General features: G+C 63.8%; 5 protein-coding genes. 1 reads left to right on the top strand and 4 read right to left on the bottom strand.

Annotated features, from left to right (window positions below; translation table 11 throughout):
* Window positions 1-126 precede the first annotated feature (126 nt).
* A complete protein-coding gene (locus tag AC066Y_RS11035) occupies window positions 127-1,335 on the top strand; it encodes an FAD-dependent oxidoreductase (RefSeq protein ID WP_478273898.1) in 1,209 nt (402 codons plus the stop codon).
* Window positions 1,336-1,446: 111 nt separating this feature from the next.
* On the opposite strand, the gene AC066Y_RS11030 is transcribed toward AC066Y_RS11035, so the two are convergent.
* From AC066Y_RS11030 to rpoB, 4 genes are all read right to left on the bottom strand, one after another.
* Window positions 1,447-3,477 carry an ABC transporter ATP-binding protein gene (locus AC066Y_RS11030; protein ID WP_478273897.1) on the bottom strand — a complete coding sequence of 677 codons (2,031 nt, stop codon included), beginning with the start codon at window positions 3,475-3,477 and terminating at the stop codon, window positions 1,447-1,449.
* Window positions 3,478-3,706: 229 nt separating this feature from the next.
* Window positions 3,707-5,767 (bottom strand): FAD-dependent oxidoreductase, encoded by a 2,061-nt coding sequence (locus AC066Y_RS11025; protein ID WP_478273896.1) that lies wholly within the window; start codon window positions 5,765-5,767, stop codon window positions 3,707-3,709.
* Window positions 5,768-5,948: 181 nt separating this feature from the next.
* On the bottom strand, window positions 5,949-10,151 hold the full coding sequence (gene rpoC / locus AC066Y_RS11020; protein WP_478273895.1) for a DNA-directed RNA polymerase subunit beta': 4,203 nt from the start codon (window positions 10,149-10,151) through the stop codon (window positions 5,949-5,951).
* Window positions 10,152-10,278: 127 nt separating this feature from the next.
* On the bottom strand, window positions 10,279-14,397 hold the full coding sequence (gene rpoB / locus AC066Y_RS11015; protein WP_176530639.1) for a DNA-directed RNA polymerase subunit beta: 4,119 nt from the start codon (window positions 14,395-14,397) through the stop codon (window positions 10,279-10,281).
* Window positions 14,398-14,797 lie beyond the last annotated feature (400 nt).

Genomic DNA, 14,797 nt, shown 5'->3' with positions numbered 1-14,797 from the left:
TATATCCGGGTAGAATATGATTGGAAACAACTCTCCCCAACTTGGACCTGAAGGCGAATTTCGAAACTAAGCCTTTATTTGCCATTCTCGGCGCAAAAATTGCGGTCTACGGCCACGGAAAACGTCATGCGGTACACCGACATCGCGATCATCGGCGGAGGTCTTGCGGGCTCGACCGCGGCCGCCATGCTTGGCCGTGCCGGGATACCGACCGTCCTGATCGACCCTCATCAGGTCTATCCGTTCGACTTCCGCGTCGAAAAGATCGGCGGCGACCTCCAGCTCGCGCGATTCGTCCGGACCGGGATTGCCGAATCCGTGCTGCGTTCGGCGACGCTCGACGGCGAGAACTGGATCGCGCGATTCGGCCGTCTGCTCGACCGGCAGCCGAGCCGGCAATACGGCATCATGTACGACGCGCTGATCACGGCGATTCGGGCCGAGATCGCCGGGCCGGCGGAATTCATCCGCGACAAGGTCGTCAATGTCGCGACCAGCTCCGAGCGGCAGCGCTTGGTGCTTTCGGGCGGCGAGGAGATCTCGGCGCGCCTCGTGGTGCTCGCCAACGGCCTGAATGTCGGGCTGCGCCGGATGCTCGGCATCGAGCGGCTGGTGACCAGCTTCTGCCACTCGATCTCGATCGGCTTCGATTTCGTCCCCGTCGGCCGCCCCGCCTTCCCGTTCGCGGCCATGACCTACTTTTCGGAGCGGCCGAGCGACCGCATCCCTTACATCACGCTGTTTCCGGTCGGAAACCGGATGCGCGCCAACCTGTTCACCTACCGCCAGGCCGACGATCCGTGGCTGCGGGCGATGCGGCGCAATCCGGTCGAAACGCTCAACGCTGCGCTGCCGCGGCTGCGCCGGCTCACCGGTGAGTTCGACGTGGCCGGCGACATCAAGATCAGGCCCGCCGACGTCTATGTCAGCACCGGCTATCGGCAGGCCGGCGTCGTGCTGGTCGGCGACGCCTTCGCCAGCACCTGCCCCGTCACCGGCACCGGGACCGACAAGGTCTTCACCGACGTATCCCAGCTCTGCAACGTCCATATCCCGGCCTGGCTTGCGACCGACGGGATGGGCGAGGAGAAGATCACGGCGTTCTACGACGATCCGGTCAAGACGGAGTGCGACGCCTGGTCGAATGCCAAGGCATTCAACTTCCGCGAGGTGTCGATCGGCAGCGGGCCCTACTGGCAGGCCCAGCGCTGGGCGCGCTTCCTCGGCTATCTCGGCCGGGGCACGCTGCGCCGGCTGCACCGCCCGCAGGCAGCGTCAGCAGCACGGTCCGCCAATCACTTCCGGCAACGTCCGCACGCCGCCGACAGGGCGTAGAGGCGCGATCAGCAGGAGCGTTTTCGAGCGAAGTGGATACCGGTTCGCGTAAAGAGAACGCGTCAAAGAAGAATCTAGCGTCCGACCATTGCCGGCGACGCAGCGCGGGACTCACGCCTCGTCTTCGTCCTCATCCTCGTCATCTTCATCATCGTCCGCGTCGTCGTCATCCTCGTCATCAGCGTCGTGATGGACATGCCCCTGGTCGTCCCACAGCCTGCGGTAGACGCCATTCAGGGCCAGCAGTTCCTCGTGCGAGCCGCGTTCGATCGCCCTGCCGCCGGAGATCACGATGATCTCGTCCATCTCGACCACCGAGGCCAGTCGGTGCGTCGACCAGATCATGGTGCGCCCCTCGGCCACCTTGAGCAGCGTGCGGTTGATCGCCGCCTCCGTGGTCTGGTCGAGCGCCGAGGTCGCCTCGTCGAGCAGCAGCACGGACGGGTTGCGGATGATCGCGCGCGCGATCGCGATGCGCTGGCGCTGGCCGCCGGACAAGGTGTCGCCGCGCTCACCGACCGGCGTGTCGTAGCGCTGCGGCAGGCTCATGATGTAGCGATGGATCTCGGCCTTCCTGGCGGCGTCCTCGACCTCCGCGTCGGTGGCCCCCTCCTTGCCGAGCCGGATGTTCTCGCGGATCGACATGTTGAACAGCATGTTCTCCTGGAACACGACCGCCATGCTGGCCCGCAGCGACTCGCGCGTGACCCGGCGGATGTCGACGCCGTCGATGGCAACGCGGCCCTCGTCCGGCACGTAGAGCCGCAGGATCAGGTTGATCAGCGTGCTCTTGCCGGAGCCGCTGGGACCGACGATCGCAATGCTCTTGCCGGCATTGAGCTTGAGGCTGAGATTGTCGAGCACCGGCGTCTGCGCCCCCTCATACTGGAAGGTGACGCGGTCGAAGGAGATGTCGTTGGTGATGCGCGGCAGATCCGGCGCGCCGGGACGGTCGGCGCCGCGGGTCGGCTCGTCGAGCAGCTCCTGGATGTGCCGCACTGCCGCCGCAGACTGGATCGACACCGGGATGAAATGCATGAGATGGGCGATGTTGTACGACACCTCCCAGAATGCGCTCTCGAAGGTCACGAAGGTGCCGACCGTGATCTGCCCCTTGGTGGCGAGATAGGCGCCGATCGCCAGCACCACGAGGTGGAGCAGCAGCACCGAAATGGTGACGGTGCGCTCCACCATGGTGGACAGGAACATGGCTGAGGCGGCCTTGGCCCGGACGTCGCGGTTGCGCAGCGTGAACCAGCCGAGCGCCCGGCGCTGCAGGTTGAACGCCTTGACCACCGCCTGGGCAGCGACGTTCTCCTGCACCATGCCGAGCAGCGCAGCTTCGTTCTGCTTCTGCTCGTAATTGGCCAGCACCGCCTTCGGCGTCAGGATGCGCGGCCCGATCAGCGTGATCGGAAACACCAGCAAGGCGACCACGGCAAGCTGCCAGTTCAGGAACAGCATCAGGATGATGCCGGCGATCAGCTCGAGGCCCGGCAGCGCCGCGCTGTTGGCGAAGGTCTTGATCGAGCCCTCGAAGGCCGACAGATCGATCGAGAAACGCGACAGGATCTCGCCGCGCTTGGTGCGCGCGAAATAGGCCGATGGCAGGTTCTGGACGTGGTCGAAGATGCGGGTCCGGACGTCGGCGATGATGCCCGCACCGAGCCGCGCATCCCAGCGCTCGTACCAGACCGCGATGATCGAGGTGACGATGCCGGCGACCGCGAGCACGCCGAGGATCTTGTAAAGGGCCTGGAAATCCTCCTCGCCGAGCGCGTCGTCGATCAGGAATTTCAGGCTGAGCGGCATGATGACGTTGAACAACGTCTCGACCAGCACGCCGATGGCGACGAAGGCGAGCGGCTTCTTGTAGTTGGTCAGGATCGGCTTGACGAAGCCAAAGATCGTGGAGAGCGCGCCGGCGGCTTCCCTGGCGGTGAAGACGACGAGGTCCTCGTCATCATCGTCGTCGAGCTCGAACTCGTCGTCCTCGTCCTCATCATCATCGGCCGGCGCGGCGGGCTTGGCGGAGGCCGTTGCCGCAGGTGGACCGGCCGCGGCCGCGGGCTTTTTCTTCAGCGCGGGGTCGTCGGCCGCCGATCGATTCGGATCGTCTGATGCAGGAGGTCTTGGCGCCATGAAACCAACCGTTGCTCCACGGCCGGCATGACCGCAAATCGAAACCGCAGCGGCGAATGCTGCTGGTACAATCCTATGCGATCACAATGAATTCGGCAAAGCGTTTGGAACGGCGCGGTGCGCGGTCCCGTGGATTCGGGAATCACGGCACGGCCGCCGTCTGACAGTTGGTTGACGCAGGGCCGCTCGCCTTGCGCAAGACCGCGAGCGGTGCCGTCAGTCGCTGCCGCTAGTCGTCGTGATCCGCCTCGACCTTGTCGAAGAAGGAATAGCGCAGGCTGTCGGAGTCGGCGTACCACTGCCCCGGCCCCTTATTGGCGGCAAGCGTCAACGTCCACAGCGCATCGGTGCAGTCGCGGCGGTGCATCGACAGGTCGAAGCCGTTGCCGAAGAACAATTCCGACCATTCCCACCAGGTGCCGAGCTTCTTCACGCCGCGCAGCAGGTCGTAGCGATCGATCACCGCCGGCGCCATGTCCGAGGTCACCGACGCGAACACGACGCCGGTCTTGACCACGCGGTTGAGCTCGCGCACCCCGCGCACGACCTGCTTCTCGCCGAGATGGCACAGCGAGGTCTCGAACACGAAGTCGAACTCATGGTCCTTGAACGGCATGTCGGCGATCGAGCCGAGCTTGTTGTACTTCTTGAGCGCCTTCGGCGTCTTGCCGTGGATGTAGCGGTTGTTCTCGATACCCCAGGCATCGATGCCCCGCTCGCGCAGCGCGCCGACCAGCTCGCCGCTGGCGGAGCCGGCGACCAACAGCTTGTAGCCCTTCGCCCTGCCCCACACCGTCTTGATCAGGTCGGTCAGATAGGCCGGGTCGGTGAAGTTGCGCCAGACTTCGCTGTAGGGACCGGCGCCGCGATAATTCTCGAAATAGTTGCGGTCGATCTTGTCGGACAGCGCGCCTTCGTCCTGCGCGCGGGCGCGGCGCAGCCGCATCATCTCGGTGACGATGATGTCGGTTGCGGCATCGGAGGAATCGAGCAACCCGTTCAGCGTCGAATCGAACAGATAGTCGCCGACCACCACGATGCCGGGGTGCTGCTTCGGATCGGGACGGTGGTTGGTCATGACGTCGCGCACCGGCAGGCCGCCCGGCAGCGCATTGACCGACGACAGCCAGCGATGGGTCTTGCCCTCGAGGAAATGCGCACGGGCATCGCCGAGCGAGGCCGGCAGCGATTTCAGCGCGGCGTCGATCAGCTCCTCGTCGCTGAGATTGGCGAAGGCAAGCGCGTCGGAGCCGGCGATCAGCCAGTTCAGCACGCCGTGCTTGCCGACGTCGTGGCGCGCGCCCTCATTGTAGACGCAGCAGCCGCCGAACGCTTCCGACATGAACCAGGCGCCCGGGATCTTCTCGCCCCAGAACGGCTCGTCGAACAGGATCGAGACGCGCAGATAGTGCGCCGGACGATCGAAATAGGCGACGTGCTTGACCATCGACTTGCGCAGCTGCTCGCCGTCCCAGCGCATGGTCGCGAGCCAGGAATGCGGCAGGCAGACCAGCACGAGGTCGAAGTCGCGCGTCTCCGGCCCCTTGCCGTTCATCATGTTGAGCTGGTAGCGGCCGCTCGCGGTCTTGCCGACCTTGAGGACGCGATGGTTGAGCTGGATGTCGGCGCTGACCTCCGAGCGCAGGCAATCGATCAGCTGCTCGTTGCCGTTCTGGATCGAATACAGGCCGATATAGCCGTCGACATCCATGACGTAGTTCTTCAGCGCGTTGAGGCCGTTGGTGTTGTGGCTCTCGGTCGCGAGGTCGGAGCGCGCCATCACCTTGAAGAACCGCTTGGCGGTCACGTCCTCGACCTCTTCGTCGAGGATCTGCTCGGCGGTCTTGTAGGCCCACGGATGTTCGTTGTCGTGGGCGCCGACGCCCTCGTAATACTCGATCGGCGACACCAGCTCGCTGCAGCGCTTGCGGAACGCCTCGATCGCGGCCGCGGTCTTCGCGCCGTATTTGCGGCGCATGCCGGGAACGTCGGCCAGCAGTTCGCCGTCGAGATGCACCTGCTCGGCATCCATCGGGATCGTCTGCAGGCCGAAATGCTGGATCAGCTCGCGCAGCGGGTCGGGTCCCGTCATCGAGTAATCGTAGATCTCGGCGACGCCGGCCTCGTACATCGCCGGCGCGGTGTCGAATTTGCGCGTGACGATCTTGCCCCCGAGACGGTTCGACGCCTCGAAGATGGTGATGCGGCAGAGGTCGCCGAGTTTGCGCTTCAGATACCAGGCGCTCATCAGCCCCCCGGGGCCGCCGCCTACAATCGCCAAGTCCAGCATATCGATTCCGTCGTCTCCGGCATGAGCCAAACAGCCGGTCTAAGTCACCCTAGCAAAGGCACTTTTTTGCCTGAAGGGAAGATGAACAAACTGGGTCCCTGCACCGCAGCAAGGCAAGAAAGCAACAAAAAGGCCGGCAGAACGCCGGCCTTCTCGCTGACTACCGTAGTCTTGCGGATGCCTATTCCGCGGGCGGCAGCGCCAGCGGCTCCGCTTCCGGAGCCGTCGGCACGATCGCCGCCTGCTGCTTCTCGCGCTCGTCGAGGATCAGCTTGTCGCGCTTGACCGCGACTTCGCGAATCCGCGCCATCGAGGCGCCGGTGCCGGCCGGAATCAGGCGGCCGACAATGACGTTCTCCTTGAGGCCTTCGAGCGGGTCCACCTTGCCGTTGACGGCCGCTTCGGTGAGCACGCGCGTGGTCTCCTGGAACGACGCCGCCGAGAAGAAGGAGCGGGTCTGCAAGCTCGCCTTGGTGATGCCGAGCAGAACCGGCGTCCCCGTGGCGGGCTTCTTGCCCTCTTCCTTGGCCTTGGTGTTGAGCGCGTCGAACTCGATCTTGTCGACCTGCTCGCCCGAGATCATGTCGGTGTCGCCCTGATCGGTGACTTCGACCTTCTGCAGCATCTGACGGACAATCACCTCGATGTGTTTGTCGTTGATGAGCACGCCCTGCAACCGGTAGACCTCCTGGATTTCGTTGACCAGATAGGCAGCGAGTTCCTCGATGCCCTTGATCGCCAGGATGTCGTGCGGCGCCGGATTGCCTTCGACGATGAAATCGCCCTTTTCGACGATGTCGCCGTCCTGAAGGTGGATGTGCTTGCCCTTCGGGATCAGGTACTCGCGCGGCTCCTCGGTCTTGTCCAACGGCTCGATCGAGATGCGGCGCTTGTTCTTGTAGTCGCGACCGAAGCGGATCGTTCCCGCGGTCTCCGCGATGATCGCCGCATCCTTCGGCTTGCGAGCCTCGAACAGTTCCGCCACCCGCGGCAGACCGCCGGTGATGTCACGCGTCTTGGCGCTCTCGGTCGAGATACGCGCCAGGATGTCGCCGGGCATCACCTTCGCGCCGATGTCGACCGACAGAATGGCGTCGACCGACAGCATGTAGCGGGCATCGCCGCCACGCGCGAGCTTCATCACCTTGCCGTCCTTGCCCTTGACCACGATGGCCGGACGCAGGTCCGAACCGCCGCGCGTCGTGCGCCAGTCGATGACCACGCGCTTGGCGATACCGGTCGACTCGTCGAGCGTTTCCGAGATCGACTGGCCTTCGACCAGATCCTCGAAACCGATTGTGCCCTCGACTTCGGTGAGCACCGGGCGGGTATAGGGATCCCACTCCGCGATGCGCTGGCCGCGCTTGACCATGTCGCCTTCGTCGACGTGCATCTTCGAACCGTACTGAATACGGTGGGTTGCACGCTCGGTGCCGTCGGCATCGACGATCGCAACGACCATGTTGCGCACCATCGCGACCAGGTTGCCTTCGCTGTTGCGGGCGATCGCCTTGTTCCTGATCACGATCTTGCCGTCGAAGTTCGATTCGACGAACGACTGCTCGTTGAGCTGGGCGGCGCCGCCGATGTGGAACGTGCGCATCGTCAGCTGCGTGCCGGGTTCACCGATCGACTGTGCCGCGATGACGCCGACGGCCTCACCGTGGTTGACCGGGGTACCGCGGGCCAGATCGCGGCCGTAGCACTTGGCGCAGATGCCGTTGACCAGCTCGCAGGTCAGCGCCGAGCGGATCTTCACTTCCTGGATGCCGGCTTGCTGGATCGCGTCGACATGGGTCTCCTCCATCAACGTGTCGCGCTTGACGACAACCTCGTTGGTGGCGGGATCGCGCACGTCATCGCAGGCCGTACGGCCCAGGATGCGCGAGCCGAGCGAGGCAACGACCGTGCCGGCATCGACGATGGCGCGCATCTTGATGCCGAGCTTGGTGCCGCAATCGGTCTGCGTGATGATGCAGTCCTGCGCGACGTCGACCAGACGGCGGGTCAGGTAGCCGGAGTTCGCGGTCTTCAACGCGGTGTCCGCGAGGCCCTTGCGGGCGCCGTGGGTCGAGTTGAAGTACTCGAGCACCGACAGACCTTCCTTGAAGTTGGAAATGATCGGCGTCTCGATGATCTCGCCCGACGGCTTGGCCATCAGGCCGCGCATGCCGGCGAGCTGGCGCATCTGGGCCGGCGAACCACGCGCACCGGAGTGCGCCATCATGTAGATCGAGTTGATGTCGGCATCCGCGCCCGCCGCCGTCTTCTTGGTGGACGAGATCTCCTTCATCATCGCCTTGGCGACTTCTTCACCGGCCTTCGACCAGGCGTCGACGACCTTGTTGTACTTCTCGCCATGGGTGATCAGGCCGTCATTGTACTGCTGCTCGAAATCCTTCGCCAGCGTACGGGTCTGGTCCACGATCTTCCACTTCGACGCCGGCACGACCATGTCGTCCTTGCCGAACGAGATGCCCGCCTTGAAGGCGTTGTAGAAGCCGAGCGCCATGATGCGGTCGCAGAAGATCACCGTCTCCTTCTGACCGCAGTGACGGTAGACCTGGTCGATCACGCCGGAGATCTCGCGCTTGGTCATCAGCTTGTTGATGATGTCGTACGAGATCTTGGCGCTCTTCGGCAGCAGGTTGCCGAGCATGACGCGGCCGGCGGTGGTTTCGATCCACCGCTTGGACATCTTGCCTTCCTCGTCGAGGCCTTCCCACCGGTACTTGATCTTGGTGTGGAGGTGGATGACCTTCGAATGCAGGGCGTGCTCGAGTTCGGCCATGTCGCCGAAGATCTTGCCCTCGCCGGGCAGGCCTTCGCGCATGATCGAGACGTAGTAGAGGCCGAGCACGATGTCCTGCGACGGCACGATGATCGGCTGGCCGTTCGCCGGATGCAGGATGTTGTTGGTCGACATCATCAGGACGCGCGCTTCCAGCTGCGCTTCGAGCGACAGCGGAACGTGCACGGCCATCTGGTCGCCGTCGAAGTCGGCGTTGAAGGCGGCGCAGACCAGCGGATGCAGCTGGATCGCCTTGCCCTCGATCAGCACCGGCTCGAACGCCTGGATGCCCAACCTATGCAGCGTCGGCGCGCGGTTGAGCAGCACCGGATGCTCGCGAATCACCTCGTCGAGGATATCCCAGACCTCCGGACGCTCCTTCTCGACCAGCTTCTTGGCCTGCTTCACGGTGGTGGACAGACCCTTGGCGTCGAGCCGCGAGTAGATGAACGGCTTGAACAGCTCAAGCGCCATCTTCTTCGGCAGGCCGCACTGATGCAGGCGCAGCTCGGGACCGACCACGATCACCGAACGGCCCGAATAGTCGACGCGCTTGCCGAGCAGGTTCTGGCGGAACCGGCCCTGCTTGCCCTTCAGCATATCGGCGAGCGACTTCAGCGGACGCTTGTTGGCGCCAGTGATGACGCGGCCGCGGCGGCCGTTGTCGAACAGTGCGTCGACGGCCTCCTGCAGCATGCGCTTTTCGTTGCGGATGATGATGTCAGGCGCACGCAGCTCCATCAGCCGCTTCAAGCGGTTGTTGCGGTTGATGACGCGGCGATACAGGTCGTTGAGGTCGGAGGTCGCGAACCGGCCGCCGTCGAGCGGCACCAGCGGGCGCAGGTCCGGCGGAATCACCGGCACGACCGTCATGATCATCCATTCCGGCTTGTTGCCGGAGACGCGGAAGGCCTCGACGATCTTCAGACGCTTGGCGAGCTTCTTGTGCTTGATGTCGGAGTCGGTCTCCGCCATGTCGGCACGCAGCGTCGCCTCGAGCTTTTCGAGCTCGAGCCCCTTGAGCAGCTCGCGGATCGCCTCCGCGCCGATCATGGCCGTGAAGCTGTCCTGGCCGTACTCGTCCTGCGCCTTCAGATACTCGTCTTCCGACAGCAGCTGACGGTCCTTCAGCGCGGTCAGACCCGGCTCGAGAACGACGTAGTATTCAAAATAGAGGATCCGCTCGAGATCCTTCAGCGTCATGTCGAGCAAGAGGCCGATGCGCGACGGCAGCGACTTCAGGAACCAGATGTGGGCGACCGGCGCCGCCAGCTCGATATGGCCCATGCGCTCGCGCCGGACGCGCGACAGCGTCACCTCGACCGAGCACTTCTCGCAGATGATGCCCTTGTACTTCATCCGCTTGTACTTGCCGCACAAGCACTCGTAGTCCTTGATCGGCCCGAAAATACGCGCGCAGAACAGGCCGTCACGCTCCGGCTTGAAGGTGCGGTAGTTGATGGTCTCCGGCTTCTTGATCTCGCCGTAGGACCAGGACAGAATCTTCTCCGGAGACGCGATCGAAATCCGGATCTGGTCGAAGACCTGAGCCGGCGTCGTCGGATTGAAAAGATTCATAATCTCTTGATTCATGGTCTTCTCCTCGCGTGCCGATCGTCACCGGCAGCAAATTCGAAACTTTTATTCAACGCGCGCCCCACTCAACGTCCGGGCGGAGCGCGAAGGCCCGGCGCTTTCGCGCCGGGCGTAAATCAACGCGTTACTCGGCCGCTTCCGACGTCGGCGCCGGTCCCACCTTGGAATTGTGCAGGTCGACGTTGAGGCCGAGCGAGCGCATTTCCTTGACCAGCACGTTGAACGATTCCGGAATACCGGCCTCGAAGGTGTCGTCGCCGCGCACGATCGCCTCGTACACCTTGGTACGGCCGGCGACGTCGTCCGACTTCACGGTCAGCATTTCCTGCAGCGTGTAGGCGGCGCCGTAGGCTTCCAGCGCCCAGACCTCCATTTCGCCGAAGCGCTGGCCGCCGAACTGCGCCTTGCCGCCCAGCGGCTGCTGGGTGACGAGCGAGTACGGACCGATCGAACGCGCGTGGATCTTGTCGTCCACAAGATGGTGCAGCTTGAGCATGTAGATGTAGCCCATCGTCACCTTGCGATCGAACGCATCGCCGGTGCGGCCGTCATAGACGGTCGACTGGCCGGACGCGTCGAAGCCCGCGAGCTTCAGCATCTCCTCGATGTCGGCTTCCTTGGCGCCGTCGAACACCGGCGTTGCAATCGGCACGCCGTGGCTCAGATTGCGGCCGAGTTCGACCAGCTCGTTGTCGTTCAGCGACTTGATGGTTTCATCCTCGCCGTAGATCTTCTTCAGGGTCTCGCGCAGCGGCTTGAGATCCTGCTTCTGATAGTAGGCGTCGATGGTCTGGCCGATGCGCTTGCCGAGGCCGGCGCAGGCCCAACCGAGATGGGTCTCAAGGATCTGACCGACGTTCATGCGCGACGGCACGCCGAGCGGATTGAGCACGATGTCGGCGTGCGTACCGTCCTCGAGGAACGGCATGTCCTCGATCGGCACGATCTTCGACACCACGCCCTTGTTGCCGTGACGGCCGGCCATCTTGTCGCCGGGCTGGATCTTGCGCTTCACCGCGACGAAGACCTTGACCATCTTCATCACGCCGGGCGGCAGCTCATCGCCACGCTGCAGCTTCTCGACCTTGTCGAGGAAGCGCTGTTCGAGGCCCTTCTTCGACTCGTCGTACTGCTTCCGCATGGCCTCGATCTCGGCCATCAGCTTGTCGTTCGGCGAGGCGAACAGCCACCACTGCGACTTCGGATACTCGTCGAGCACCGCACGGGTGATCTTGGTATCCTTCTTGAAGCCCTTCGGACCGGCGATGCCCTGGCGGTTCTCCAGCAGCTCGGCGAGGCGGTTGTAGACGTTGCGGTCCAGAATCGCCTGCTCGTCGTCGCGGTCCTTGGCCAGACGCTCGATCTCTTCCCGCTCGATCGCCAGCGCACGCTCGTCCTTGTCGACGCCGTGGCGGTTGAACACGCGGACTTCCACGATGGTGCCCTGCACGCCCGGAGGCACGCGCAGCGAGGTGTCGCGGACGTCGGAGGCCTTCTCGCCGAAGATGGCGCGGAGCAGCTTCTCTTCCGGCGTCATCGGGCTCTCGCCCTTCGGCGTGATCTTGCCGACCAGGATGTCGCCGGCGCGGACTTCCGCACCGATGTAGACGATACCGGCTTCGTCGAGGTTCTTCAGCGCTTCTTCCGAAACGTTCGGAATGTCGCGGGTGATCTCCTCAGGACCGAGCTTGGTGTCGCGGGCCATCACCTCGAATTCCTCGATATGAATCGAGGTGAACACGTCGTCCTTCACGATCCGCTCGGAGAGCAGGATCGAGTCTTCGAAGTTGTAGCCGTTCCACGGCATGAACGCGACCAGCACGTTGCGGCCGAGCGCGAGCTCGCCGAGATCGGTCGACGGACCGTCAGCGATGATGTCGCCCTTCTTGACGATGTCGCCGACCTTCACCAGCGGACGCTGGTTGATGCAGGTCGACTGGTTGGAGCGCTGGTACTTCATCAGCCGGTAGATATCGACGCCCGACTTGGTCGGATCGAGATCCTCGGTGGCGCGGATCACGACGCGGGTGGCGTCGATCTGGTCGATCACGCCCGAGCGGCGCGCGGCAATTGCCGCGCCCGAGTCACGGGCGACCACGCCTTCCATGCCGGTGCCGACGAACGGCGCCTCGGCGCGAACCAGCGGCACCGCCTGGCGCTGCATGTTCGAGCCCATCAGAGCGCGGTTGGCGTCGTCGTTCTCGAGGAACGGGATCAGCGCCGCGGCGACCGAAACCAGCTGCTTCGGCGACACGTCCATGTAGTCGACCTTGTCCGGCGTCACCGGCAGCACTTCGCCGGCATGACGGCAGACCACGAGGTCGTCGGTGAAGCGGCCCTTGGCATCGAGCGGCACGTTGGCCTGCGCGACGCGGTAGCGGCCCTCTTCCATCGCCGACAGATAGACCACCTCGTCGGTGACCCGGCCGTCCTTGATCTTGCGATAGGGCGTCTCGACGAAGCCGTACTTGTTGACGCGCGCGAACGTCGCCAGCGAGTTGATCAGGCCGATGTTCGGACCTTCCGGCGTTTCGATCGGGCAGATACGGCCGTAATGCGTCGGATGCACGTCGCGGACTTCGAAGCCGGCCCGCTCGCGGGTCAGACCGCCCGGGCCAAGCGCCGAGAGGCGCCGCTTGTGGGTGATCTCCGACAGCGGGTTGGTCTGGTCCATGAACTGCGAGAGCTGCGAGGAACCGAAGAACTCGCGCACCGCGGCGGCCGCGGGCTTCGCGTTGATCAGGTCCTGCGGCATCACGGTGTCGATATCGACGCTCGACATGCGCTCCTTGATGGCACGTTCCATGCGGAGCAGGCCGATCCGGTACTGATTCTCCATCAGCTCGCCGACCGAACGCACCCGGCGGTTGCCGAGGTGGTCGATGTCGTCGATCTCGCCCTTGCCGTCGCGCAGGTCGACCAGCGTCTTGATGACCGCCAGGATGTCTTCCTTGCGCAGCGTGCGATGGGTGTCGGGGGCATCGAGCTCGAGGCGCATGTTCATCTTGACGCGGCCGACCGCGGAGAGGTCGTAGCGCTCGGCATCGAAGAACAGCGACTGGAACATCGCCTGCGCCGAATCCAGCGTCGGCGGCTCGCCCGGACGCATCACGCGGTAGATGTCGAACAGCGCGTCCTCACGCGTCAAGTTCTTGTCGGCCGACAGCGTGTTGCGGATGTAGGCGCCGACATTGACGTGGTCGATGTCGAGCAGCGGCAGGTCCTTGTAGCCCTGCTCGTTCAGCACCTTGAGCGACTTCTCGGTGATCTCCTCGCCGGCTTCGGCGTAGATCTCACCGGTCTTCGGGTTGACGAGGTCCTCGGCGAGATAGTTGCCGACGAGTTCATCATCCGACATCCGCAGGGCCTTGAGGCCCTTTTCCTGCATCTGACGCGCGCTGCGCACGGTCAGCTTCTTGCCGGCCTCGAGCACCACTTTGCCGGTGTCGGCGTCGATCAGGTCGTTGACGGTCGAATAGCCGCGGAAGCGGTTGGCATCGAACGGCACGCGCCATCCGTCCTTGGTCCGCTTGTAGGTGATCTTCTTGTAGAAGGTCGACAGGATCTGCTCGCCGTCGAGACCGAGCGCGTACATCAGCGAGGTCACGGGCAGCTTGCGGCGGCGGTCGATGCGCGCGAACACGATGTCCTTGGCGTCGAACTCAATGTCGAGCCAGGAACCACGGTACGGAATCACGCGCGCGGCAAACAACAGCTTGCCGGACGAATGGGTCTTGCCCTTGTCGTGGTCGAAGAACACGCCGGGCGAACGGTGCATTTGCGAGACGATGACGCGCTCGGTGCCGTTGACGACGAAGGTGCCGTTCATCGTCATGAGCGGGATATCGCCCATGTACACGTCCTGCTCCTTGATGTCCTTCACCGACTTGGCGCCGGTTTCCTCGTCGATATCGAACACGATGAGGCGCAGCGTCACCTTGAGCGGCGCAGCGAAGGTCATGCCGCGCTGGCGGCACTCGTCGACGTCATATTTCGGCTGTTCGAACTCGTAGCGGACGAACTCGAGCATCGAGGTGCCCGAGAAATCCGAGATCGGAAATACCGAGCGGAACACCGCCTGCAGGCCCTCGTCGAGGCGACCGCCGGCCGGCTCGTCAACCATCAGGAACTGGTCGTAGGATGCCTTCTGAACCTCGATGAGGTTCGGCATCTCGGCGACTTCCTTGATGTGACCGAAAAACTTGCGTACGCGTTTGCGACCGGTGAATGTCTGCTGCGCCATCGTGGCCTCTCATTTTCGTCGCCTTTGTGGGGCGAACCTTCCGGGACGCGATTGCCATCGCCCCCGGGTTGAATTTCGAATCGTCCCGAAGGAACGAAGCGCAAAGTCAGGAATTAAATCCCCGGCCCGGCCCCATCACCTCCAGAACGCAAAACGACGCGCGAGGCGCATCACTGCACCCGCTCGTCCAAACGCTCCGCTTTACGGACTGAAAAAGCCCGAAATCTGACTGTCTCCCAACGGCTTCCGCCGGGTGCCCTGCCGCCCCCGCCGCCTACCGTGTTTTTCTGCTGCCAACCCGATATGGGATGGCAATAAAGGAGATTCGAGGGTTAAGTCCACGGATCCCCACACTTTTTTGTGTCCGGCGCGCCACGCGACAACCTGTCGCACGCCGTTT

Source organism: Bradyrhizobium sp. USDA3010 (assembly GCF_056429065.1).
The sequence above is the reverse complement of the archived record's forward strand: the minus strand, read 5'-3'. Positions and strand labels throughout refer to the sequence as shown.

Excerpts from the sequence above, each read along its gene's own strand:
- rpoC (WP_478273895.1), bottom strand. The coding sequence starts at position 10,151 with ATGAATCAAGAGATTATGAATCTTTTCAATCCGACGACGCCGGCTCAG.
- AC066Y_RS11030 (WP_478273897.1), bottom strand. The coding sequence starts at position 3,477 with ATGGCGCCAAGACCTCCTGCATCAGACGATCCGAATCGATCGGCGGCC.
- rpoB (WP_176530639.1), bottom strand. The coding sequence starts at position 14,397 with ATGGCGCAGCAGACATTCACCGGTCGCAAACGCGTACGCAAGTTTTTC.
- AC066Y_RS11025 (WP_478273896.1), bottom strand. The coding sequence starts at position 5,767 with ATGCTGGACTTGGCGATTGTAGGCGGCGGCCCCGGGGGGCTGATGAGC.
- AC066Y_RS11035 (WP_478273898.1), top strand. The coding sequence starts at position 127 with ATGCGGTACACCGACATCGCGATCATCGGCGGAGGTCTTGCGGGCTCG.